Genomic DNA, 25,430 nt, shown 5'->3' with positions numbered 1-25,430 from the left:
CATTGGCTTAACCTAAGTGGATGCCAATCGATGCATTGTCGTCAGGGGATCCAAGCCAGTACCCATACGCGATGGCTACTTGAACAAAATGGTTCAATGCTTCGAGAGAAGGCGGGCCCGGTGTAACGGAATCAGATGGGCGGCCGATTTCAACGAAGAAATCTCCCATGTTCGCTGTTGATGCGATGACCAATGTTACGGTTTCATTCGTGGCATTTCTCCAAGCATGTTTAACGTCTCCCGGAATATCAACGGTTTCACCCGCGTGAACGGTTTGCCAGCTGTCATCCGTGAAAGCCTCAAGTTCCCCGGAGAGAACAACGAAGGTTTCTCGGTCAACGTGACTGTGAACAGGAACGACTACCCCTGGCGGAACTTCTGCCTCCATAAGGCTATAATCCCGGTTTTTCGCCAAGTCCGTTAAAAGCTTGATACGCGGTCCCATAACATCCAAAAAAGTCGACATAAAAATATTCCTCCGATTAAATTAGTTTTTTGGAAACTTTATTCAAACTATGGCTTATTTCTTGAGCTTAATCAGTCTAAAAGTAACTCGAAACGTGTTGACGCAGTTTGCTTCGCAACACGGCAACCTCACCGCTCCTTTCTTGCCTGTTCCCCATTCTAGTCGCATGCGTTCTTTTTTTCTGTAATCTGATTTACACAAAGGTTTAATGTTAGGCTATTCAGCTCTTCCAAATTAAAGAAAAATCAACGTACGCGTTATGCGAACGCTCAAAGTTCAGTAAGTATTCGTAGGTATATAGCTTCTTATGCGCCTTTCGTTCATAAGCGGAGCAGATTTTGTAATCTGGATTACTGAGGAGAGAAATAGGGTGGTTTATGATGAATGGTACAATCGGATACAGGTTCGTGCGATCTTAACCAAGCAATCCTATACCGATTTGATCTTTCGAACAAAAAAAATACGCCGGACCGGCGGGATGACAAATGGAGAGACTGGGAATGTTTAAATCATATGAGGAGCAATATAAGCATGCGATTGTCGATTTAATTCTGTACGTTCAAAATACAGAATTTCAACTGAATATCAACCTGGATGAACAGTCCGATATCCTTGACATTCCAACGCATTATATCGCGAATGGCGGGAATTTTTGGATAGCATTGAATGATGATGGACAAGTAGTCGGGACCATTGGACTGCAGCGGTTAAGCAAAGACCTCTATATCCTGAAGAAGTTTTTTATCTACGAAGCATACCGAGGCAAAGGTTATTCGATTGGACTATTCAATCCATTAGTTCAATATGCGAAATCCCATGGAGTCAAAACGATTATTTTAGATACGCCTTCTATTGCGGCGAGGTCGCATCGCTTTTATGAAAAGAACGGCTTTGAGAAAATCGCCAAGCATGATTTGCCGTTTCCTTATGACTATCCGGATCGGAACTCGGTCCTTTACCGTTTAAACTTATGACGGTGCGCCTTCGGTAAATTAGTTTACAGAACAAGTGCAGCGTATTGAGCTAAGATGGCTCCATACCAAGGAGGGATATGCAATGAACAGAATCGACAATCAACAGCAATTTCAAGATGAAATCGATCAAGATAAATATACCATTATGAAATTCGACGCAACCTGGTGTCCGGATTGCAAAAATTTAGACCGATTTATCGGTGATATCGTGAAATTGGATCATCTGCACAGTAAATTCGCGAAAACGCCGACTCAAATCAGAGAATATCTGAATAAGCTCGATGTTGCCTCGGCAGAGAAGTAAATGAAGAGTATGGAACAGGACAAAAAGAAATTAACGATATTGTCTCAAATCAAGCTATTCGAATCGCTTCCGTCGCAAATCATCCATGAAATCGAACAGCTGGCTAATGAATCCAATCTCAATACGTATCCTAAAAATACCATTATTCAAGCGCCTGGAAACGAGAAGACTGGATTGAGCTTCGTAATCGCCGGCAAGCTTCGAGCCTATAAAACCGATTCGGACGGTAAACAATATACGGTGTGCATCCTTAGCGACGGCGGGATGTTCGGTGAAGTCGAATCGTTTTCTCTCGGCATAGACGGAACTTACGTGGAGACGATGGAGGAAACGACGATTTATTTGATCCCGACTGAACATTTCGAGCCGTTGTTGAGCAAGCATCCCGAACTTGCATTACGATTGTTATCGGAAATGAGCAAGAGATTGCGACAGCAAGTTGAATTAGTGGAAAAGCTTGTTTTTAGAGATCTTCGAGGAAAAGTGCTGTACTTTTTAAACCGGCTCTCTAAAAAATTCAGCATTGAAGAAAATGGATACCTCAAAATCGATATTCCGCTTACTCATCAAGAATTGGCTAATATGATCGGCGCTACGCGTGAAGCGGTGTCACTTACCTTACAAGAACTATCCAACGAAGGTATTATCGTTACCAGCCGAAGGATGGTTATGATTCATGTCGAAAAAGTCATGAAAGAATTATCTTGATTTGAATAATGAGAATATTTTCCTCTTATTGCTTCTCGTTTAGGTAATCTATATTACTGAGGAATTATCCATCTAGGATTATGATTAATTCATCCTTTCGGAGAGTTGTGGAAAGGACTCATACAAGATCAGCGTTAATCCGTTAGGCCAATACGATATGCGCTCACGGAAATGCGGTACATCTAACCAACCTAAAGGAGGAATAAACCATGTCCAGTCAGCTAGTCCAACTAAATATTCGATTCAAAGCAAAACCGGGGAGAAAAGAAGAATTCCGCAAGGAATTGTCTTCCCTTATCGAAAAAATGTCATCCGAGAAGGCATTCATCAGCGCCATTGTTTCCGATGACTTGGATCAGCCGGATGATTTGGTCATATATGAGACATGGCAAGGTACGAGAGATAGCTGGCTGGCGGAAGAATTCATCAAGCCATACCGTAAGAATTACGAAGGAATACTAGGCGATTTAATCGTGGATAGAAGCGTTAGTTGGCTGGAGCCTAAGGGCGAATGGGGAAGTCAGATAACGACCATCTTCTTAGATTAACGGAGATTGTAGCTTACCGCACTCGAGAGGTAAACTTGGCCGGCCGGACAATCATCTTGGGATCGGCTATTCAGACTCCACCGCTATGTATTAATCCTTGAACTTAGGAACAGATTATTAATAATCCACTTGAGAAAACATTGTCGAGCCGTAGACCGTTAGAGATTTAGTGACTTTTTGGGAAAAATAACTTTTTAACATAAAAGGAGATCCTCTTCATGACAACGCCTAAAAAACTTCTTTCCACCTATAATCTAGGAAGTCTTACCTTAAAAAACCGAGCAGTAGTTGCCCCGATGACGCGCACTTCTGCCGAAAAGAATGGAAATGCAAACGATAGAATGGCGCGATATTATCAAAGCTATGCTGCGGGTGGATTTGGTCTTGTGATTACCGAAGGAACATATCCAGATGAAGAATACAGTCAAGGATATAGTTTTCAACCAGGAATCGCAAATGTTGAGCATGTCGGAGCTTGGAAACAAGTGACTGAAGCCGTTCATGCTAAGGGCGGTAAAATTATTATGCAAATTGCCCATGCTGGTGCTCTTTCTATAGGTAATATTTATAAAGATGGGACAGTGGCTCCTTCGGCTGTGAAGCCATTTGGCGAGCAACCACCGGCATTTGGAGGTAATGGCGGCGAATATTTAACGCCGAAGGAACTTACGCGAGAAGAAATCAAAGCAATCATAGCCGAGTTTGGGGAAGCAGCTTTAAGAGCCGAACAAGCAGGGTTCGACGGGGTAGAGATTCACGCGGCAGCCGGTTATTTATTGGACGAATTTTTGACGGATTTCACAAATCTGCGTCAAGATGAATATGGCGGATCAACTGAGAACCGTATGCGTTTTGTAACCGAAGTTATTAGAGCCGTCAAGGAAAAAGTCGGTCAACGTATTGTTGTCGGCGTTCGGGTATCGCAGGCTAAAGCCAATTACTTTGTGCACAAGTGGGCGAACAATGAAGAAGACGCCCGAATCATTTTCGAAGCCATTGGCGCAGAAAAGCCCGATTATATCCACGTTACTGAATATAATGCCCATAAACCGGCCTTCGGAGATAGCGGTTCAACGCTAGCTGAATTGGCGAAAAAATATGGTAATACGACTGTCATTGCTAATGGGCAACTGGATCAGCCAGAGGATGCTGAAAAGGCGCTGGAAGCAGGTTCTGATTTGATTTCACTAGGAAAAGCCGCACTAGCTAATCATGACTGGGTGGTCAAAGCAGAGAAGGGTCTTCCGTTGGAATCATCTTTAGAAAATATTTTGGGTCCTACACCTATTCTAAAGGACCAAGAATTATATGGGCATGCGGAAGATTTCGTGAAAACAAAATAAGGATAAAGGCAAAACTAGCCGAAAGGCAGGACTCACTGTTCATGTGATGACCGCCGGGTTGACCCGCACGACAAAACACGGCCTATGGGTCGTGTTTTGTTGTTTGCTGCCTTTTTTAAACGATCTTGTAGCTGTAACGGCTTCAGTTACGACTCGAAAATAAATTTCCATCATACCCGGAGGTGCGAAATGAAATTTGGTTTTATTGGAGCAGGAGTCGTTGCTCAAACGCTGGCGAAGCATCTGTTGCTGCACGGCCACGAAGTCATGCTGAGTAATAGCCGTGGTCCCGAAACGTTGTCGGAGCTGGTAAGTTCGCTCGGTGCCGGCGCGAAATCTGGCACGCCGTCAGAAGCAGCTGAGCAGAACTACGTCATTTTGAGCGTAGGGTGGTCGCAAGTTCCTGCAGCCGTGTCGATGGTTCCGGATTGGACAGGCCGCGTTCTTATTGATGCTGCCAACCGTTTTGACAATATGGATGGCCTTGGTGACTTGTCAGAAGTGAATTCCAGTGAAATCGTAGCGCAATATGCTCCGGGCGCTCGTGTAATCAAAGCTTTCAATACGGTTCCGATGCAATGGATTCAGGATTATACGGAAAAGAAGCCGAAGACGGTCCTTTTCGTATCTGGAGACGACAGCAAGGCAAAACAAGTTTTCCAAGAAATCTGGGAAGGAATAGGTTTTGCATGCGTTGATCTCGGCTCCCTAAGCCAAGGCGGTAGACTTCAGCAAATAGGCGGTCCTCTTGCTGGATTGAATTTGAATCTCTTGGAGAAATTCATCGTCTGAAGCAACATTTAAGGATTGATACGCTATCGCATCTGCTTCCGGAGATCTTAAAAAATTTGAAAATAAAGGGATGATGAGATATGGCACGCATAGGAAAACGCATCATCCAGTATCGCTTCGGCGATCCTCAAGAGGTTCTTGAGGTGGAGTCCGCGACTTTTGACCAACCACTTGCCGAAGGCGAGGTGCTGGTCAGGATCTCAAGGAGCGTGATTCATCCAGGTGATCTCCAGCTGATTTCCGCAAATTCCGATTCTTCGGAAAAGCTGCCCGAAGGTCGGGTACCTGGCCTCGAAGCGGCAGGAGTCATCGAGGATGCCGGGCCAGGTGCGCTGGATGGAACCGGTTTGACGATGGGCATGCGCGTGGCCTTCTTCTACCCGGGAGCATGGCAGAGCTATGCAACTGTGCCTGCCCAGGCTCTGGTGGCATTGCCCGATGAAATGTCAGACGAAATCGCGACTCAGCTGCTCATCAATACCATCACAGCCCGGCATGTGCTTCGAGCGGGCTTGCGTGAACTAGAGCCGCGCCCGAGGCGGCTGATTCAGACCGGCGCATCATCTTCCGTGGCCAAATTGATCACTTACTTTGCCCTTCAGCAAGGAATCGACCCCATCCGCCTTGTACGCTCCACCCATTCAGGCGAACATATGGAAAAGGAGCTGCCTGGTGGAAACATAATCGCAACTGACGTGGATGGCTGGCAGGCTGAGGTCCGAAAAGCAGCCGGAGAAGACATCGTGCTGGCGGTTGACGGGGTCGGCGGCGACATGCTAACCGGACTATTCGGCCTGTTGGCTGTCAAAGGCCGCATCGTTTCCTATGGCTCCTTGGCGGGTGGACCGTCAGATATGACCGCTTTAACGGTAAAGTCGCTTACACTGGTCGGGGCAACGATCATGACTTGGCAAGAAGATACGACGGCAGATGAGCGGATGCAAGACATGAAAGCCGCCATCGAGGCGGGAAGCAATTCGAAGCTCATGTTCTCAAGCTATAAGGAATTCGATCTATCCGAAATCAAGCATGCCGTGGAAGCTGTTGCTGCGCCTGGAAAAAAAGGCAACGTCGTTTTGAAATTCGAATAGCTCCACTTGCGGCGCTGATACACCTTGCGGCGCTGCTGCACCACAAGGTGTATCAGCGCCGTTTTAATTTCATAGTCGTGCAATAATTATAGTCGGTTCCGATTCATTCATCATGCGAACTCCTGTTAAGTCCTTATTTTGTTTTTGTTCCCCGGGATACGAGCAGTCGATTTGTATGCTGAATGAAATCTTTTACAAGCATCAAAAAACAAATAACAGAGTGCGATTTGATTTAGAGGAGCTATCTCGGCGGAAAAGTCGAGATAGCTCCTCTTTTATTCACAGGATGTTACGTAGAAGGCTTGTCAAAAAAAGATAAGCGAAAGATAAGCTTTTGTTAAGCTTTGCCGCGCAAGGTTATTAAGCTTTTCCCGGTATACTCTTGTTCAGATGAAGTTGAGAGGATGGTAGCGTGACAAGCATGGACATAAGATTCGACCGGCTAATCTGATTGTGGCATCTAAATGAAATGGAAAGGTCTATATTCGACGACCTGTTCGAATATACGCGTGAAATGTCAAATTAGTACGTACAACAGAGAGGATTCATTCAATGACAAGAGCGAGAATTAATTATCTAGATCTATATAGAGCGTTCGCAATCTTAGCAGTACTTATGATTCATACTACATCGTCGGTCGTAGTCTCGTTGCCGCACGATTCGATTCTGTTTCCGGTTTACATCGCGTTAAACTCAGCGGCGCATTACGCGGTACCTGCTTTTCTATTCTTGAGTTCATTGGTCTTGTTCTATAATTACGATCAACGGACAGGAATCAACTGGGGGAAGTTTTATCTGAGGCGAATAACGATAATCATCGTGCCGTATGTGATTTGGTCGTTCATCTACTTCCTGCTCGTGACTCATATCCGCGGTGGCGCGATTCTAAAAGGTTTACCGCAGTTTTTTAGCGGCTTATTGCTTGGAAGCAATTATGCGCATCTTTATTATATCGTCGTGCTTGCGCAATTGTTGGCATTGCTCCCACTGCTGCTGCGTGTAATTCGAATTCAGTGGGTGCGCGCCAACTTAATTCCGATTGGAATCGTTCTGCAGCTCGCTTTTTATTTCGGCAATTACTACGCTTTCCATATGAGATTGGCGAGTACGTTCATCGGGTCATATTCACTCTACGTGTTTCTTGGGGCCAAAGCGGGCGTAAAACTGAAACATTCGCTGAATTGGCCGAGGAAACGGAGCGGGTTGCTATATGGTGCTGTATTGTTGCTAGCAGCCAACCATGTCGCGCAAAGCTTATTTCAGCTTTTAGAACCGCAATATATGGAGCAATCTTGGTTTTCCCACATGAAATATTTGTCGGTGCACAGTTACGCGGCGGCGTGTTGCTACTTCCTCCTGCATATCTCGACCGTGCTGCAAGATAAGAACCGGGGAGCAGTTAAGCTGCTCAAGGGACTTGGAGCCGTATCGTTCGGCGTCTATCTGATGCACCCGTTGGTACTTGCCTTCTGGAGAACCAAGGTTATGATGAACGACCCGATTCTCTATCATGTGCTCGTCTGGAGCGGAGGATTGGCGGCTCTGGCGATCCCTTGGCTGGTCGTGTCGATCTTCCGACGATACAGCTGGGGCCGTTTATTATTCGGGACAATGAAGGCAAAGGAAAAAAAAGATACGCCGCGAACGGGAGAAACTTTATCTGGAACCTACCCATCCTTGAACGACAAAAGGGAGCAGGCACGAAGAAGAAATCGTATTCTCTTATGTAGCCCTTTCGTTTTCATGATTATCGTTCTTCTATGGCAAATGCTTTCGATGTTTGCACATACAGGTTCGACGGTTGAACAGGCTAGTTTCAATTATGATGTCATTGTCGTCGGAACCGATCCTGAAGGAATCGCAGCGGCAATAGCAAGCGCAAGGCAAGGAGCAAGGACACTCTTGATCGACGAGAAAGCGCGCGTCGGAGGCGTATTGACGCTGGGCGGACTGAATTCACTTGATTTAAACCGCGATTCGAAAACGGGACAATTGCTCAATCGCGGCATGTTCGATGAATTTTTTACCCAAATCGGACGGCGCACATCCTTTGACATTACTGATGCCGAATCCGTATTTATGAAGATGATTAAAAAGGAACCGCGCCTGACGCTCATTCAAAACGCGCGAAATATTAACGTGGACGTCAGCAACGGGGGTATTGATGGAATAATCTATGTCGAGCAGGGGCAACTAAAACGAGTTATAGGAGAAACCTATATAGATGCAACGCCTGATGCTGATATTGCCTATAAGTCTGGAGCCAAATTCACTTACGGGCAAGAAGATTATACGCATACCAAGGATACGATGGCGGTCTCGCTCGTATTTGAACTATCCGGAGCCGATTGGCACCAGATGAGGCTGTACGTAAAAAATGACGGAGATAAGAACACCGGGTCCGATGAGAAAAGCTTGTGGGGATACAACCAAATGAGCAAATATGTTCCGTTCCATAAAAATGTACGTATGCGGGGACTCAACGTAGGCAGACAAAAGAACGGAAACCTTCTGGTAAACGCGCTCCAAATATTGGGCGTCGATGGAACAAACGCCGAAGAAAGAAAAAAAGCTCGCGAAGATGCCGAGCAGGAGCTCCCATACATCCTGGCCTCGATGCGAAAGCTTCCGGGTATGGAGCATGTAACGCTGGTGAGATCCATGCCGGAGTTGTATGTCCGGGAGACCCGCCATTTGCTCGGTTTATATCGGCTTACCCTCAACGATGTCCTGGAAAACAGGCAATTTGACGACCGTATCGCATGGGGGAGCTATCCGGTAGACGTACAGAAGGGGAATTGGAGCGAGGGAGTCGTGATCGGCAAACCAGAGCACTATTCGATTCCTTTTCGTGCACTTGTGCCCGCGGAACTGCGCAATTTGTTGGTCTCGTCCCGCAGCGCGAGTTACGACTCCTTGGCGCATGGCAGCGCGCGCGTCATTCCTACCGGAATGAGCGTGGGGGAAGCTGCTGGAATAGCAGCCGCATATGCAGATCAACACAACATTGATTTTCATGAGTTAGCGGCAAGCAAAAAAGGCATTCTCGCCATACAAAAGAAACTCAAGCTGCAAACATGGAGTGACGCAGCTCCTGCAATAACTCGCGACCGTGGATATGCAGCGTTAGCCTATCTTCGTTCAAAGGGAATTGCAGCAGGAGGATATAGAAACGAATACAATCTCGATAGCATACTGACTGAAGACCAAACGCAAATTTTGCTTTTTCAAGTCAACCGCATTCAGGATGCATACCACAAGCAACACGTGAACGTAAATATAACCGGCCTTACGAGAAGAGAAAGCTATATGCGCGTCGCGAAAGTAATGCAACAAATGGATTCGAATCAGTAGATTCAAATCGGATAGTGAGAAAGTCGGCTAAGTTCACTCGTGTCCATAGACTTAACTGGAGGAAAGCACCAATGAGTTTGCCATGTATTTTGTAAGAAAGATCACAGAACTATATTCAAAGTTCAATTATGGTGTAAGAGTCGAACAGCAAACTTAAACATGTACCATGCGGGGTTCTGACGTTAGATCGAACAGCACGGAGTGTCGCTCATTGCAAGGCAGAAATGGGTAGAAGGGAGGTCCTCATGTCAGCTAAAGAAAGAATCCTCATCGTGGATGACGAGAAAGAAATCATCAAGCTGATGGAAATTTATTTGAAGAATGAAGGCTACGAGTTGCTGAAGGCGTCCGATGGCCTGGAGGCGCTGGATCTGCTCCGGCGGAATACCGTTGATCTGATTATCCTTGATGTCATGATGCCCCGGCTGGACGGCACCGAGGCTTGCATGCGAATTCGCGAGGAACGAGACACGCCGATTATCATGCTGTCCGCAAAAAGCCAGGACATCGACAAAATCGCAGGGCTCAGCATCGGAGCTGACGATTATGTAGCAAAGCCGTTTAATCCGCTGGAACTGGTGGCACGGGTCAAATCCCAGCTTCGCCGTTACAACCGATTTGCCAAACGGACGGAATTTCAAGAGGACGAAATCGTGATCGACGATTTGGTCATCAACATTGCCATGCATACCGTTACCGTGGACCAACGGGAAGTGAAGCTGACGCCGCGCGAGTTCACGATCCTCCATTTGCTTGCCGTCAACCGCGGCATCGTGCTCAGCATGGATAAAATTTACGAGGAGGCGTGGAATGAGCAATACATGGAATCGAAAAATACGGTCATGGTCCATATCCGCAAGCTTCGTGAGAAGATCGAGCGCGATCCCCGGCATCCCCGCTTCATTAAAACAGTTTGGGGAATCGGCTACAAGATAGAGAGCGGCTAAAGGCGATGGAGGAATCCGCATGAAATGGAAGGGTCTTTATTCGCTGCGCGTCAAATTTCTGCTTGTTTTTTTAGGAAGCTTCACCGTCGCCGTCGTGCTTATTTATGTTTGCCGGCAGCTGTTGGAAATATTTCAACGTTATCGTTTGCTCCTCTGGCCGTTCCCCTGGCTAATCAACCACATCGGGTCGATCCCCGTTATGGGAGCAACGGGCACCGTTGTTTTCATCGTCTTGTTCTTTCTGTTTGCCAGCGGGCCGACCCGCGATCTGAAGCGTATTGAAATCGCGCTGCGCGACATTGGCAGCGGGCGGCTTAATGCCATACTCCCGGTGCACGCATCGGACGAGCTGGGCGCAGTTGCGGCCGGCGTTAACGGGATGGCTGCCGAGCTAAGGGTTTATTTGGCGGACATTCGCGACGGCTTGGATAAAATCGCCGATGGGCGGTTTGACAGTCCGATCCCCGTTCGGAGCGGCGAACTGGCCGAAGTGGCGGAAAGTATCAATCGCATGGCCGTCCGGCTAAGCCGATCCATCGAGGAGGAACGCAGTGCCGAGAAGTCGAAGAACGACCTGATTACCGGCGTGTCGCATGATTTAAGGACGCCGCTTACCTCGATTCTTGGCTTCCTGGAGGTTATCGAGGAGGATCGATATAGAGACGAGACGGAGCTTCGCCATTATGTAAATATTGCCTACGAGAAGGCGCAAAGCTTGAAGAAACTGATCGACGACCTGTTCGAATATACGCGCGTAAATAATGGTTTGCCGCTCCGTCCTAGCGAGCTCGATCTCGTTGACTTCCTTCGTCAGCTGGTCGAGGAGTTCGTGCCGGCCGCGGAGACGGCCGGGGTAGCTTGCCGCGTCACGGCTGAAGCGGAGCAAGCGGTCGTGTGGGCGGACGGCGATCTGCTTGTACGCAGCTTTGAAAATCTGCTCTCCAACGCCATTCTTTATGGCGCCGAGGGCAAGGAGGTCAACATCGGGGTCGGTGTGGAGGACGATGAGGCGGTCATCCGGTTTGTTAATTATGGCGAGCCTATTCCGCACCGCGATCTGCCGTTTATTTTCGACCGTTTTTACCGGGTTGAGCAATCTCGCTCGAAGTCAACCGGCGGGACGGGGCTAGGTCTGGCGATCGCCAAGAGCATAATCGATGCACATGACGGACGCATCTCGGCGGACAGCGACCGGAAGCAGACCGTGTTTGAAGTTCGAATTCCGCTGGCCGCAGAATAGTGCCAATGATGAGAACTTGATCTGCCAGTCGTCATGACTTGGCCGCAACAAATGAGATCCTACTATACATTCCGTTGGCAGAGTATTTAGCAATATGGAGCTCTTAGCTGATAAGAGGATCAGGGGCGATGGCAGCGACGTCAAGCCGGCTGTTCTCCCCCTGAATTACCGGAGGTGGAAATTCATGATACATAATAATACGATTTACAATCTCTTCGTTCGCCGCGGCGTTGCGCTTGGCGTAACGTTAACTCTTGCGGCGAGCTTGCTTGCCGCTTGTTCAGGCGGCGCTGACGAAGAAGGGGAACGCCAAGTGCTGCGCATTGGCGTTCTGTCTGCCAGCAAAGAAAATGAATCCGGCTTGCGCCAGGAAATAACGGATGATTACGAATTGACTCATCCGGACGTCGATATCGAGCTGACCGCGGCCATCGATATGGACGAGCAACGCAACGAAGAGCTCGCCGGCAACCTCGACCGCCCTAAGTATTATGAAGCGCTGAAGCAGATGCTGAGCGGCAGCGACCCTGTCGACGTGGTGATGTTGGATGATTCCGCGTATCTGCATCGGCTGGCGCAGGACAATCTGCTTGCTCCCCTGGATACCTTGATACAGGCGAACAAATTCGATCTGGACGACTACTTGCCAAACGTCGTCAACGGTCTAAGAGATGCGAGCGACCATTCCATCTATGCCTTGACGTCAACGTTCGGAGGCGCCGCGCTCTACTATAACAAGCGACTTTTCGCCGATGCGGGCATTGCTCCTCCAACGGACAACATGCTGTGGCCGGATGTGTTGCTGCTTGCAAAGAAAGTCGCCGCAGGCGAAGGGAAGACGCGTAAGTTCGGTTTCTCCTTCGACCGGTGGGGAGCTGACGGCATCAACGATATCATGACATACTCCACTCCGCTTCAATTGAAGCTATTCGACAAGAATGCTTGGAAAATGACGGTCGATACGCCGCATTGGAACCGTGCATGGTCCGATATCGCCACGCTCTATGTGGATAAGATCGTTCCTTCGCAAACGGATCTGAACGACGGTAACGGAGGGGGGAACAGCGACCTATTCCTGAATGGACGCCTTGCCATGATGATCGGAGGCAACGACTATATCAACACCCTGTCCGCTGCCCGTACCTACTCTGCCAATCCCGGGATCAAGTCGCTCGACTGGGACGTCGTGTCGCTTCCTTCCTTTCCCGAGGCGCCGGGGGTCGGGGGAAGCATCGCATTAACCAATTTGATGGCGATCGGCGCGAAAGCGCAGAACAAGCTGGGCGCTTGGGATTTTATTCAGTATAACAACAGCGAGCGCATGGCGAAGCTGAAATCGCGCAGCAGCGGCAAACTTCCGGTGCGTCGGTCGTTGCTTCAACCGAACGAAGGGATGAGCTACAACCTTGGCGCCTTCTATGCGCTTAAGCCTGTCCCCCCGTCGGAGGAGAGGGAAGAGTTATATTGGGAAACCCCGAACCTGTCTCCGGCGTTCAAGCTCGGCCGGCCGCTGTTCCAGGATGTGATCGAAGGGAAAAGGACGGCGAAAGACGCGCTTCGGGAATGGCAAACCGAAGGGGATGCTTTAATGCAGGACATTAAACGAAATCCTGCTTCGTACTCGAACGGAGAAAATTACTGGGGAGGTTGGGGAGGATAAATCTTCAAACGGATAGAGCAGAGGTATGTCCAACGTAAACAATACGCAAGATGAGTAGCATAGTGCGACGGCATCCGCGCGGATACATAAAAATCAGGCAGGAAGGGGAAGTTATTCCCGCGGCATAGTTTACATAAACTGGGGGAAACATTGTGATTGGGAAGGGGTTTGGGAAGAGAAAAAGGATACCGAAAGTCTTTCTGGATAAATCAACCGTGCATCAGAGCGAACGTCTCTCCTCTTCTCTTGAAGAAAACAAAACCAAACTTCTTGCAATCTTCGAAAGCTGCGCGGATGTTGTCTTTCGCCCATTTTATATTGGCGGGCAACGACACGCCTTCCTTCTATATATGGATGGATTAATCGATAGCGCGCAATTGGATGAATCGCTGTTGAAGCCGCTCATGTCCAGTACGCCTTCCGAGATGCCCAATGATGTTTCCGAACTTCTTCCATTCCTTCAAAATCGGCTCATCATGATTTCCCAAGTGAAACAGACGGCGGAATTTGCTCAGATCGAACGCGAGATATTACATGGTTCAGTAGTGATATGCGTAGACGGCCAGGCGGAAGCAATCGTAGCTGGCTTGGCGGGAGGTAACACGAGAGCCGTTGATGAGCCTGCTTCCGAAAGTACGGTCCGCGGTTCGCGTGACTCGTTCACCGAAATTCTTAGCACGAATACGAGCTTGATCCGCAGAAGGGTTCGATCCTCCCGCTTGAAGATCGAAATGCTCACGGTCGGAGAAATCACGCGAACTAACGTGGCCATCGCCTATTTGAAAGGGATTACGAACGAATCCACCTTGCAAGAAATAAGATCGCGGATTCAAGACATTGAGATCGATGTCGTGCTGGAGTCGGGATACATCGAACAATTGATCGAAGAGAACACCTATTCCCCGTTTCCTCAATTTCTCGTGACGGAACGCCCCGACTATCTCGCCGCGGCCTTACTGCAAGGGCAAGTCGCTATTTTTACCGATGGCTCCCCGTTTGCGATCAGCGCTCCGATGACGTTCTGGGGGTTTATGCAGGCCGGCGAGGATTATTATGAACGCGTGCTGTATATCAATTCCATTCGCGTGATCCGGTTTATCTTTGCCATGATTGCATTACTGCTGCCTTCTCTTTATGTTGCGCTTACGACCTTCCACCAGCAAATGATTCCGACGAATCTGCTGCTTAGCATAGCCGCTGCTCGCGAAGGGGTTCCTTTTCCGGCGTTGGTTGAAGCCATGCTAATGGAAGTGACGTTCGAGGGGTTAAGGGAAGCCGGCGTCCGCTTGCCGAAGCAAGTCGGACAGGCGGTCAGTATCGTTGGCGGTCTCGTCGTCGGTCAAGCTGCGGTGCAGGCGGGCATCGTGTCCGCTCCGATGGTCATTGTCGTTTCCCTGACAGGCATCGCTTCGTTTACCATCCCGCGGTATAATTTCTCCATCGCTTTCCGGATGCTGCGGTTCCCCTTGATTATCCTTGCAGGCATGTTCGGTCTTTACGGCGTTTCAATCGGCTTGGTGGTGATATTAGTCCATCTCAGCGGGTTGAAATCATTCGGGGTTCCCTATCTGTTTCCGGTGGCGCCCGTTACTTTGCAAGGTCTCAAAGACGCGCTGTTCCGCGCTCCATTGTGGACGCTGTATCTCCATCCGCAGACGGGCGGCAAGAAATTAAGAAGAAAGGGGAGCGGCTGATTTGCCTGCGCGCATGCTTCTCCTGCTTCTGTTCGTACCGCTGCTGAGCGGCTGCTGGGATCGGGTCGAAATGAACGACATCGCTTTTTTTATGGCTTCGGGCTTGGATTTATCGGAAGACGGCAGATTGAAAACGACGATTCAAGTACCGATTCCCGCCGGAGGCGGCAGCAGCGGCGAGAGCGGCAAGGCATCGACGGGCACTTTTGGAAAAACGTACTATGCCGTCTCGGCCATCGGCACGAACATTTTCGATGCGGAGAGACAAATCCAGCAGAAGAATTCCCGCCATTTCTTCAAAGGCCAACGTCGCGTCGTGTTTATCGGAGAGGCGCTCGCGAGGAAGGGCATTCAAGATATTTTGGACAACTATGCCCGGGACCCGAGAAGCCGGATGCGGACCTATATCGTCGTGGCGAAAGGCAGCGAAGCATCGAAGCTTCTTCAAAACGATCACCCCACGGAACGTATTCCGGCAGAGGAAGTGCGAGAGTTGGAACGTTCCGGGGTCGGCACGTCCGTGACGTTCCGCGACTTCTTGATGACGCAAGCCAGGGATGGAATCGTACCGGTGACGGCGGCTATCGAGCTGGTACCGCCCGTGGTGGATTCGAGTAACGGCGCGGCATCCAAATTCAACATGTTCCGCCTTTCCTCGACGGCCGTGTTTAAAGACTATAAATTAATCGGCTATTTAAACGACATTGAAACGCGAAGCCTGCGGTGGATCAAAAACGAATCCAAAGAAGAATATTTCGGAGATTCGCTCCCCGGCCTTAGCGGAAACATCGGCATTGTCATGAACGACATCAAAAGCAAAGTCAACGTCACCATGAACGGCAACCAAGCGCAGGTTCGCATCCAGCTTCGGGGCACGGGCACGATCAATGAATCGAACGTCGATTTGAAGCTGAGCCAGTTGTCGAATATGACGATCATCGAAAAACGATTCGGAGAATTAGTTGCACGGCAAACGTTGCACACGGTGAAAAAAGCCCAAACCGAATGGAGAGCCGACATTTTCGGGTTTGGATTGCATCTGCATCAATTTCATTATCGGACGTGGAAGAAGGTTCGCACGCAATGGGATACGATTTTTTCCGAAGCCGACGTCGTCGTAACGGCCGACATCAGCCTCCGCCGATCCGGAATCATCGGGAATTCCTTTGAGCATCATGGAGCGGAGAAGAAATGATCATGCTCTCGCTGCTGTTTTTGGCAGGAATTTCATCCGCGGCAGGGATTCAATTCCGCTATATGCGCCATTCGGCTTCCCCAAAAGACGTGATGATCGTTTCGTTCCTTTTGCTCGGCTCCGCAGTGCTGGGATTGCTAATGATTTGGCATGTATCCATTCTCAGTCCGTCGGTTCTTCTGAGGAGATGGTTGCTGTTTCTTGTTGAATGAACCTGCTGGAAAGGAAGGTTTCAATGGAGACTTATGGACCGAATGATCGGATCTCGAATCTGGAGCTTTGGATACTCATGTTCGTGTTTACGATGGGCAGCTCGCTTAATTTGCAGATCGGCTACGCTGCGGGACATGATTCATGGATATCTGCCGTCCTTGGCACGATAGCGGGGCTCGGAATCAATTGGATTTACGCATTCCTGTGCCAGAAATACCCGCAAAAATCGTTGGTCGAAATCGCGCACATCTTATTCGGGCCATGGCTGGGTATAGGGGTAGGTTTATTGTATACCTGGTATGGCGTATTTCTCGGGGCTTATGTTTTGCGCAATTTCACGGACTTGGCGGGGTCCGTTCTGCTGCCGAGAACGCCTTCCATCATCGTAGGAAGCATTATGATCTGCGTGGTTGCCTGGACTGTATTCAAAGGGGTGGAGGTCATATGCAGATGCGCGATTGTTTTACTGGTGCTAACCGTCGTTTCAACGCTCCTGATACAACTATTACAGATACCGGATATGGATCCAACGGCCGTACTGCCGGTCCTTGAAAGCGGCTGGATGCCCATCCTCAAAGGCGCGGGGCAAATCGCCACCGTTACTTTCGGAGAGACCGTTTTGTTTTCCATGTTGATTCCATATGTCACTCGGCCGGCCGCCGTGCAAAAAACCGTGCTCTCCATGGTTGCCATCGTAGGGACGTTTATTGTCGTTCAGGTTCTCGCGGTTATCTTGGTTTTAGGGGAAATCACCAGCAATCAGCTGTTTCCCAGTTATACCGCTTTGACGTATATCGGGGTCGGGGACTTCATTGAACGCATCGAGCCGTTCGGGTTTACGGTGTGGATTTTCAATGAATTCACCAAACTATGCGTCTGTTTATTTGCAACGACCTTGGCCTTCTCGCAGACGATCGGCAGTCGGGATTACCGATTTTATATTATCCCCCTCGGATTGCTGATTCTGGTCGGGTCCATTATTATTCATCCCAATCAGTTGGATGTTGTCGCCTTCGTAAAAGACGTTTGGCCGCTGTATTCGATTCCATTTCTGCTTCTCGTTCCATTGTTCATGCTGGTCGTCTCTTTGACGAAGCGAAAAAGCTGGAATTTGAAATAGCGCGGCACCATAATTCCCTGAAAAATGGTAGGAATAACATATGCGGTCAGATTTGCGATTATCGTCATCTAAGCTCTTCGCGTCGCTCACAAGCGAATTATTGGATGAGCCTGATCAAATATTTTCCTTAACGGACTATCATTTTTGAAAAAAAGACGTTTATTCAAACGCCAGGCAACGAAAGAGACGGTTTGTCTTTCGTCATGGAAGGAAAGCGCTTCGCCTTTACAAAACGAATTCAGCCGGGAAGTAGTACACCAGCGACTGGTCGGTTGACCTAAGTTGTTCTCTACTAGCCCACATCTAACCTAACATAACGTCGGAAATTCTTCGTCCGGCGTACGAGCCTGCAGTTGTCGGATGACAAGAACATAGTAACATTGAAAGCCGCATAAGTTGCGGCTTTTTGTTTTAATGTTATAAAGTTCTTGTCAAACTGCAATGACAAGAACTTTATAACATTCCCAATCAGTGACAAGAACTTGGTATCATTCCCGACATGGAAGAAGCTCCGTGTCGCGCAGCAGAGAACTTGTTCAATCAGTAAGTTGGCATCATTGAAGTTTTGAACAGCCTTAACAGGACAGGTCAATCGACGGAATAGATGCACTAATTGATTTATTCAACGTTCAACAAAAGGAGAACGATAGTTCAACGTCGGTATAAGCATTTTTGCCACATAACAATCGCCTTCTGTGGGAAAACTTACTGCGAGGTGACCAACGTGTACACTAAACGACTTTCAGTGCTGCTTATATCAGTTTCATTGATCTTTGCATTCCAAAAATCTGCCATGGCGTCGCCTAACGAGAAGCAGAAACAAGACAACGTGGAGTGGGTGGCACTCAGCTCGTTTCCTAAAACTCGCGAAGGGCAATTAGAACGAATGTTAACAACCGAACTTCAGCGCAGAATTTTATATGCTCTGCAGCAACATCAGTTCGTCAAGCCTGGGAAAAATGCATTATATTCGTTTGAGCCATTTCAAGTAATGGATATACGTGTAAATGAAAAAGGCTTATATGAGCTCGATGTAATAGCTGTAGCTCATAAAGTCATTGATTCGGAGATAAGTGAAACTTCAGAGAAATACCAAATTGCTTTTCGTCACGAATACGATCAAGGATTTGTAGTCACGAATGTCCGAAAAGTGCACTAACCAAATATTTGACATCCAGAACAAAGGCTGCTGAGATGAACGGTAGCCCTTGCTCATCTAATGGGATCATCCGACAGCTGAGGTGTATGACACTAAACCAGCAGCAGGAGAGGAATGCTGCGCAACCCATACTTATAGACATATGTATAAAATCCAGATTTTGTGTAATAGTAACTTGGTCTCTTTTTTGTGTTATTCCAATTAACCGATTTATAAATTCTCGCCGCCGCTCTTGATGGTAAATTGTTTGCCGGCTCCCTCAATTGAAGAGGCTACCAGAATAATCTGGTAGCCATTTTTAATTTAATTTGACAATGAATTATATTCCATGTCGTCGTTTAACTCCATTAATTTTGAAAGCAAGATTGGATCCTCAGCCGGTAATATCAATACGTTCTCCAGTTCAGCGTTTTTTTCATTGAGCTGTTGCTTAATAAGGGGACCCTTCTCACTGTATCCATCATATTCAACAACTGCAATTTTCTGATTTCTGTATTTCCTCAACATCATTTGGTAGAAATTATAGTCGTGAGTTGAAATAATGAACTGTTTATTATATTTCTCAATAAATACACGAACTAAATCAATAAGTGATAAAACGTTTATCTCGTCCATACTTTGTATTGGATCATCCATCCCCATTACTTGAAGCCTGGACCATCGTTGGTGTACCCCCATCGCCATAAAAAATGACAGTGCTATAGAATTAATTTGTGCTGAGCTAAAAATATATGTTGCATTCGCTAGATTATCTCTATCCTGATACCCAGTGAGAACATATATCAATAATCTATAAGCTCGATTTCTCATCTCTTTGGAGAAATCAATTTGTCGATAAACGGGGTGTGAATTAATCCGAGAAAAGATTTTTTGAATTGTATCAAATAAGTCAGATACCATTCTATCATTTAATCTGTCAACAGCTGGCTTTACATTGTCCATTAAATCTTTAATAGCCAACTGATCTTCTCTAGTTGCTTCTTTTTGCTGTGATAGATCCTCCAAATGCTGTATTTGGACCAAAATCTCCTCTTGGCGTTGCTTCAATAGCATTTCTTCCCTTGCATTTTCAATTGCATTCATGGACTTGACTATTATTAATTCTAAATTACTTAATTTCTTCAAATCTCTTTCAACATTTAGTAACGACTCTTGAACATAGGCTATAATGTCCTCCGCACTCCATTGTTTTGCTTGTGGGGTTACACCTGTAAGTAACAGCTTACTTAAAAATGCATCAACAGAAGCCTGAGATTTTATTACTCGTTCTTCAACAGATTTTATAGTATTCGGCAAATTGACTGTCTCTGCTGCTGTCAGTAAAACTAATTTAGTCCTCAGCTCACTCTCTAATTTGGATAATTCCTCTTTTATGTTTTCTACGGTTAAATCCACTTCTGCTTTTTGCAAATCCTCTTTATACTTTTGAATAACCTCAGTTCTCAATTCGATTTGAGTTTTTAAATTCTCTTGTTCCTTTTCTAATCTGATTATCCGATCTTTATTTTTCCCCGACTCTTCTAAAATATTGTTTAAAATTTTAGTGACCTCTGTGTAGGCTTGTTCGATACTAATATTTAAGCTTGCTATTTGTTGATTCTCTTCTTCATACTCTGTTTTTAAGTTACTAAGTTCCTTTTCCAATTTTGGTAACTCTTCATTAATTTGAGTTTGCTGATGCTCGATTCGATGATGTAAAAAAGGCTTACCAATCCCGGGAGTTCCACAAGCAGGACATTCATTTATCTCATCTTTTATCGTTATATACGCAGATAAACTGCTAAGTAAATTTTTATATTTCTGATCTACTCCACGAAAAACATTCATCGAATTTTCTAATGTATTAATTGAAGATCTTGTTCTAAGATTAACTACGTTTAAACCTCTAACGGAGATTTGCGTTAAAGAGATATGTTCCAGAAGTTTAAGCGTTTTTTCTTTTACTTCCGCGTTAGTATATTCACATAAAAACTGTTTATGCTTTTCTGATTGTTTAATGTCTCTTAATTCATCTATTCTTTCAGATACAGCCCGAATAAATGTATCAGAATTAATTAGTGAATATTTGATTGTTTCTAAAGTTTGTTTGTTATCCTCAATCTCATTATTTTTAGTAATAATCCCTTCCTCAAATTCACGATATTGTTCATACCGACTAATCAGAGATGAAACTAACTTAAGTTTATGAAAGTCATCCAAGCTGTTCTTTAAAAATTCAAGTCTCTCGGTTTCTAATTGAATAAAATCTCTTGCACTTAACCAGGCGAATTTACCCTCTTCTAAATCCTTAAGACGACGCTCAGAATTTTCCAGTTTGTACCTTTCGAGTTTTATCTGCTCTCTTTCATTTTCGATATAAGGAACTAGTGAATTCCAATCATGTGTATCAAGTATTACATGCGGCACTTGAAAATTTTCTGTATATTCATTTATTATTTGAAATAACGGTTTATGAATTGAGGTTGAGATTTTCCTCTTCAATTCATTAACCGAGTCACTGAGTTCATCCTTTTTACGATTTCCTTCAATAATTTGACCTTCTAATTGTTGATACCTCTCACTAATTTTTTTATTAACATCATTATATAACTCCCTATACTTTAAAAAATGTTCCGTCCCAAATAATAAAGAGAGAGAATTATATCTATCACCATCTTTCATGCCTCTGAGAAATTCATTTAGCTTTTCTTGGCCAAGAATGTGAGTAAGGTGCAATCCACGAGAAGGATCGACTTTTCCTTGCCATGCATTTTCAACTAACAGAAGATTAAGTAAAACTTCTGCATTTTCGCCTTCATGTTTTAATTGATCTTTAACTGGGACAGGCAATTCTATCTCCAATTTATGTTTGCCATAGTCAGTACTATCATGAATTTTAGCTGTACAGATTCTTTTAACTTTGTATATAATTTCTTTACTATCTATGTTAGTAACTAGCTCTATTTCAACAAATGTCTCTAGGTTCCGATCAGTGTGTAGATTCCTTATAAAGCGTGTTCTATTTCTTTCATCAGTAGCTTGATTGAATCTGTTTATTTCTCCAGTAAGAACCCACTCAATTGCATCAAAGAAGGACGTTTTCCCATGACCATTTGGACCATACAATAAGATTATCTTTGCATCATCAAATTGAAAAAAAGTTTTACCACTAAATCCACGAAAACCACATATTGTTAACGATCTAATCTTCATTAAAATCAATCCTTTTTTATGGAAGTAAAAAAGTCGTATAACATTTCACTCTTTATATCTGGTGTAAAAAACTTTGATGGCAATTTACTTATGGTGGATTCTTGCAGACATTCTTTAAGTTGTTCAAAAAACTGGTTGTCATCAAAAATATGCATCTCGTTATCATTAGTTAGATCAAGTAAAAAAGGAATTCTGTCTATGTATGGAAAATCATTTTTGGTAATAACTATTTTTCTAAAATATTGTCTATTATTCTCAATTTGTTTTCTAAACGATGTTTCGATCTGATCTTGTTGAACAGTAATAAGAAGATAAATGTCCCACTTCAGAAGACTTAATTCCCGAGTAAGTCGACTTTGTAATTTAACGGCTAACTCGTCTGCTGCTTGTTCCCAGACTTCTCTCATTTCATCCTCGCTGCTAAATTGAACAATGCCATAAATTTGCTCTGATGACACATAGATTGAATTCAGATAGTTAAAATGAAGCTTGTCTAACTCAATATATTCGTACGCCTCGAAGAACCCAACAATTTCTTCAATCAAAACTACTCATCCCCTTAACATAAGTCTTTAATTCTTCTACGCCGTTCACATGGTTCGCTACTTCACGTATACAAGTACCACATAACACCTTAGTTTCATTTAGACTTTTGTAGCTATTCACATCAAGTCCTTTTATGTATCCTTGTTCATTAACTCTGGTAAAATCGATTAGTATATCTTGAAATGAAAACTCTGATTGACACTTCTTACACAAATTCACTCTATTATTTCTACTATAGTTATCCAATATTAATGGGAATGGCAAAACAGCTTCACCGCGACGTAGTTCTCGTATTCCGGTTGGTGTAGAAGCTCTTTTTCGAAAGAGTTCGAGCACTAATTCTGGCATTTTTGCATTCCTCTTAGTTGAAAAAATAAGATACGCAAATATATCTTTCTGTTCATCTAAGATTAAGTTTGCATTTATATCGTCATGTATCAATCGCAATTCTTTGAATCCACATCTCAATATCATAATTAATTCCATAAGTTGTTCTATACCAGATTCAGCACTAGCGGGATTGATATTGAAAGGATGCCTATATTTTTCTAGGAATTCAGTGAAGTTATCTCCATAACCGATAATATTATCTATAGTAACCTGCAAACACTCAGTGAGAAATTTATGTGTTTCTTCTGGGAAATCCTTGATTAAATCAATTACTATTTCCTTTTCCGAGAGAAACTGAGCATTTTGGATCAAGGGCTTATTATCTATACCACCAACACCTATTACTTCTCTTTGTATATAATTTGTATTTTGAGCAACCACTTGGATTCCCATTGATTGAAGTATTGGGAGACAACGTTTCATCGAAGTAGCACCAATAATTGCACCAGGTACTTTATCTTGCAATATTCCAACAATACTGTTGTTAACTATTATTGGTGATCCAGAAGCTCCTCTGGTTTTAAAGTTGGTATCTGTAATATCTGGCATTTCGCAACTTAAGTCCATATCAGCTTCGCTCTCTTGCGAACGATTTACTTCAACCTGAGAAATCCTTCCCTTAAAAGGTTGACCTCTATCTCCAAGTGTCTCCGGAAACCCAAAAGCTATCCATTCATCCCCTGATTTCAGCTGCTGAACACCTAGTGGTAGAGATTGAGGTAATGCATAATAACTTTCTATTCGCTCAGGTAATGATAAAACTGCAACGTCAATTCCTTTAAAAGGCTCCTCTGGAAAGAGGACTTTAACTTCAATTTCATTATTATTACCGAATTGAATAAAGACAGGCTTTGAATTTTCTAGTCCAAAACTATCATCAATGACGTGTCTGGCTGTTATCAGTATTCTTTCGTTTACAAGAAATGCAGTACCCATGTCATCTCCGCAACGTACTTTGGCAACATATCGATAATGCTCTTTATGCATTTGCTCCCTCCTATACGTGCACAATTACATTTTCTTCAGTACTCGGGCAGATCACTTCATAATTAAATTCCTTTTTCCAATCTTCTCTTTCCAAAAATGATACTGCGGGAGTACGATAGTTAAAATATAAATTTCTTTTGAAATTAGATTCTCGCGTTACAATCCTGGCTAAAGTTTCTACGCTAGGGTGTCCATGTCCCGAACCATTTGTAGAGATTAAGTAATTTTCCGAGTCAATCATTTGCAATAGCTCAAGATTTGTATTGAACTGACTCCCGTGATGAGAAACCTTAATCAAATCAAACTTTACAGGCATTTCTACAACTGAAAAAAAGTTGTTTAATTGGCGAATTATTATTGATGGTGGACAATCGCCTAGTAACAACATTCTTTTACCCTTGTGTTCTAAAATAAATGTAATTGAACTGCAATTAATTTCATCGGTATCTTCTATAAATGTGGACACTGACAGCTTTTTTAATGAATTTGTTCCCGAAGCATTCTCTCTATAGTTTCTTGGCCCCTTCGGTTCTAGATATTCAGATACATATTCTACAGCGTCATCAAAACAATTATCGGAAGTCAAGGGGACCCCTTGAAATGTCCGGTGAAGTTCTTTTCTCCATACTCTTTCAAGGTTTTTTAGTTCGCTATCAGTAGGAGAAAGGATTGTAATAATAACCTCTCCATTACCTAGAGTTACTGGATTTTTTCTAAAAGAAACCGCCTGTCCATCAAACTGACCATTCCAGTTATATTTATTTAAATATATATTACCTGCAAGTCTCGAGCCTTGTTTACCACTTACTGGTGTTCTATCATCTGAATCTTTTTCTATGTAACGTGATCTTCGCTCAACCAATTCTAGCTCAGTTTTACTTAATTGTTTCACTTGTTGACTAATAGATAAATGTCGATAACTATTGTGCCAAATCTCATCTATTTTAATAATAATGGAAACTTCGGAATTTCCATTTTCCTCTAAAAAAGTAATTGCACCTGCAATATGATCCTGATCGATGTGGGACACAACCATTAGTTCCAACTTTTCGTTCCTGTCATTCAATTCTTCTAGTGCTGGCCTAACAAATTTTCTAAAGGTTTGAGGGTAGGCTAGATCGACAAGAATATTTACATTAGAATCTCCAAAGCAACTTATCAAAAATGAATCTCCATTTTTAGCAGGAAACATCACTACTTTTGAACTTAACATTGAAAGCACCTCTATCTCTTCCTTGATTTGAACCATAATACTTACTTTCAAAAGCAAACCAATACAATAGTATCCAGGACTAAATTACCACACGATTTCAGCTTATACCCAAAAATAGGGAATGTAAACCGTAACTTGCAGAGTTTATTCAGCATCATCTCAAGATAAATTTGATGGACTAGGAAGGTAGGAAGCTAGAAAAAGTGAAGTATGTTTTTTCGAATGGCTTCCGCTTGTTCTCTCACCATTATCATATCTATTCACTTTCACTGTGAAATTCGAGATAGTCCAAAG

The 25,430-nt window shown here is 44.8% G+C and carries 21 protein-coding genes; 16 read left to right on the top strand and 5 right to left on the bottom strand.

Annotated elements, in window-relative coordinates:
• Positions 1–7 precede the first annotated feature (7 nt).
• Positions 8–466, bottom strand: coding sequence for a cupin domain-containing protein (locus tag AC50YL_RS33505; RefSeq protein ID WP_494837717.1), 459 nt, complete (start codon positions 464–466; stop codon positions 8–10).
• 500 nt (positions 467–966) lie between these two features.
• On the opposite strand from AC50YL_RS33505, the gene AC50YL_RS33500 reads away from it, so the two are divergent.
• The 16 genes from AC50YL_RS33500 (at position 967) to AC50YL_RS33425 (ending at position 18,808) form a co-directional block, all read left to right on the top strand.
• Positions 967–1,440, top strand: coding sequence for a GNAT family N-acetyltransferase (locus tag AC50YL_RS33500; RefSeq protein ID WP_494837716.1), 474 nt, complete (start codon positions 967–969; stop codon positions 1,438–1,440).
• A gap of 82 nt (positions 1,441–1,522) precedes the next feature.
• Positions 1,523–1,744 (top strand): thioredoxin family protein, encoded by a 222-nt coding sequence (locus AC50YL_RS33495; RefSeq protein WP_494837715.1) that lies wholly within the window; start codon positions 1,523–1,525, stop codon positions 1,742–1,744.
• Positions 1,745–1,753: 9 nt separating this feature from the next.
• Positions 1,754–2,452 carry a Crp/Fnr family transcriptional regulator gene (locus AC50YL_RS33490; protein ID WP_494837714.1) on the top strand — a complete coding sequence of 233 codons (699 nt, stop codon included), beginning with the start codon at positions 1,754–1,756 and terminating at the stop codon, positions 2,450–2,452.
• Positions 2,453–2,661: 209 nt separating this feature from the next.
• Positions 2,662–3,000, top strand: coding sequence for a putative quinol monooxygenase (locus tag AC50YL_RS33485; protein ID WP_494837713.1), 339 nt, complete (start codon positions 2,662–2,664; stop codon positions 2,998–3,000).
• 218 nt (positions 3,001–3,218) lie between these two features.
• Positions 3,219–4,343 carry an oxidoreductase gene (locus AC50YL_RS33480; protein ID WP_494837712.1) on the top strand — a complete coding sequence of 375 codons (1,125 nt, stop codon included), beginning with the start codon at positions 3,219–3,221 and terminating at the stop codon, positions 4,341–4,343.
• 189 nt (positions 4,344–4,532) lie between these two features.
• Positions 4,533–5,135 carry an NADPH-dependent F420 reductase gene (locus AC50YL_RS33475; protein ID WP_494837711.1) on the top strand — a complete coding sequence of 201 codons (603 nt, stop codon included), beginning with the start codon at positions 4,533–4,535 and terminating at the stop codon, positions 5,133–5,135.
• 80 nt (positions 5,136–5,215) lie between these two features.
• Entirely contained in the window at positions 5,216–6,226 is a 1,011-nt protein-coding gene (locus AC50YL_RS33470; protein WP_494837710.1) for an alcohol dehydrogenase catalytic domain-containing protein, read from the top strand.
• A gap of 552 nt (positions 6,227–6,778) precedes the next feature.
• Positions 6,779–9,580, top strand: coding sequence for an FAD-dependent oxidoreductase (locus tag AC50YL_RS33465; RefSeq protein ID WP_494837709.1), 2,802 nt, complete (start codon positions 6,779–6,781; stop codon positions 9,578–9,580).
• A 245-nt stretch (positions 9,581–9,825) separates the two neighbouring features.
• Positions 9,826–10,527, top strand: a complete 702-nt coding sequence (locus tag AC50YL_RS33460) for a response regulator (RefSeq protein ID WP_494837708.1) — start codon at positions 9,826–9,828, stop codon at positions 10,525–10,527.
• Between the two features lie 121 nt (positions 10,528–10,648).
• Positions 10,649–11,767, top strand: coding sequence for a sensor histidine kinase (locus AC50YL_RS33455; RefSeq protein ID WP_494837707.1), 1,119 nt, complete (start codon positions 10,649–10,651; stop codon positions 11,765–11,767).
• A 184-nt stretch (positions 11,768–11,951) separates the two neighbouring features.
• Complete coding sequence (locus AC50YL_RS33450; RefSeq protein WP_494837706.1) at positions 11,952–13,427, top strand: extracellular solute-binding protein; 1,476 nt, start codon at positions 11,952–11,954, stop codon at positions 13,425–13,427.
• Positions 13,428–13,579: 152 nt separating this feature from the next.
• A complete protein-coding gene (locus tag AC50YL_RS33445; RefSeq protein ID WP_494837705.1) occupies positions 13,580–15,121 on the top strand; it encodes a spore germination protein in 1,542 nt (513 codons plus the stop codon).
• 1 nt (position 15,122) lies between these two features.
• The gene (locus AC50YL_RS33440) at positions 15,123–16,316 is read left to right on the top strand and encodes a Ger(x)C family spore germination protein (protein WP_494837704.1); all 1,194 of its coding nucleotides are present in this window, start codon (positions 15,123–15,125) and stop codon (positions 16,314–16,316) included.
• Positions 16,313–16,528, top strand: a complete 216-nt coding sequence (locus AC50YL_RS33435) for a hypothetical protein (RefSeq protein WP_494837703.1) — start codon at positions 16,313–16,315, stop codon at positions 16,526–16,528. The genes AC50YL_RS33440 and AC50YL_RS33435 overlap by 4 nt, the downstream gene beginning before the upstream one ends.
• A complete protein-coding gene (locus AC50YL_RS33430) occupies positions 16,525–17,649 on the top strand; it encodes a GerAB/ArcD/ProY family transporter (protein WP_494837702.1) in 1,125 nt (374 codons plus the stop codon). The genes AC50YL_RS33435 and AC50YL_RS33430 overlap by 4 nt, the downstream gene beginning before the upstream one ends.
• Before the next feature lie 724 nt (positions 17,650–18,373).
• Positions 18,374–18,808: a hypothetical protein gene (locus AC50YL_RS33425; protein WP_494837701.1), complete on the top strand. Its 435-nt coding sequence runs from the start codon at positions 18,374–18,376 to the stop codon at positions 18,806–18,808.
• 303 nt (positions 18,809–19,111) lie between these two features.
• Here the strand turns inward: AC50YL_RS33425 and AC50YL_RS33420 are convergent, their stop codons facing one another.
• The 4 genes from AC50YL_RS33420 to AC50YL_RS33405 are packed head-to-tail and all read right to left on the bottom strand — an operon-like array spanning position 19,112 to position 25,172.
• The gene (locus AC50YL_RS33420; protein ID WP_494837700.1) at positions 19,112–22,000 is read right to left on the bottom strand and encodes an AAA family ATPase; all 2,889 of its coding nucleotides are present in this window, start codon (positions 21,998–22,000) and stop codon (positions 19,112–19,114) included.
• Between the two features lie 5 nt (positions 22,001–22,005).
• Positions 22,006–22,545, bottom strand: a complete 540-nt coding sequence (locus AC50YL_RS33415) for an ABC-three component system middle component 1 (RefSeq protein WP_494837699.1) — start codon at positions 22,543–22,545, stop codon at positions 22,006–22,008.
• Positions 22,538–23,923, bottom strand: a complete 1,386-nt coding sequence (locus AC50YL_RS33410) for an ABC-three component system protein (RefSeq protein ID WP_494837698.1) — start codon at positions 23,921–23,923, stop codon at positions 22,538–22,540. The genes AC50YL_RS33415 and AC50YL_RS33410 overlap by 8 nt, the downstream gene beginning before the upstream one ends.
• Positions 23,924–23,933: 10 nt before the next feature.
• Entirely contained in the window at positions 23,934–25,172 is a 1,239-nt protein-coding gene (locus AC50YL_RS33405; RefSeq protein ID WP_494837697.1) for an MBL fold metallo-hydrolase, read from the bottom strand.
• Between the last annotated feature and the right edge of the window lie 258 nt (positions 25,173–25,430).

The sequence above is a fragment of the Paenibacillus sp. J22P277 genome (genome assembly GCF_059383675.1).
This window is presented reverse-complemented; position numbering and strand designations above follow the sequence as displayed.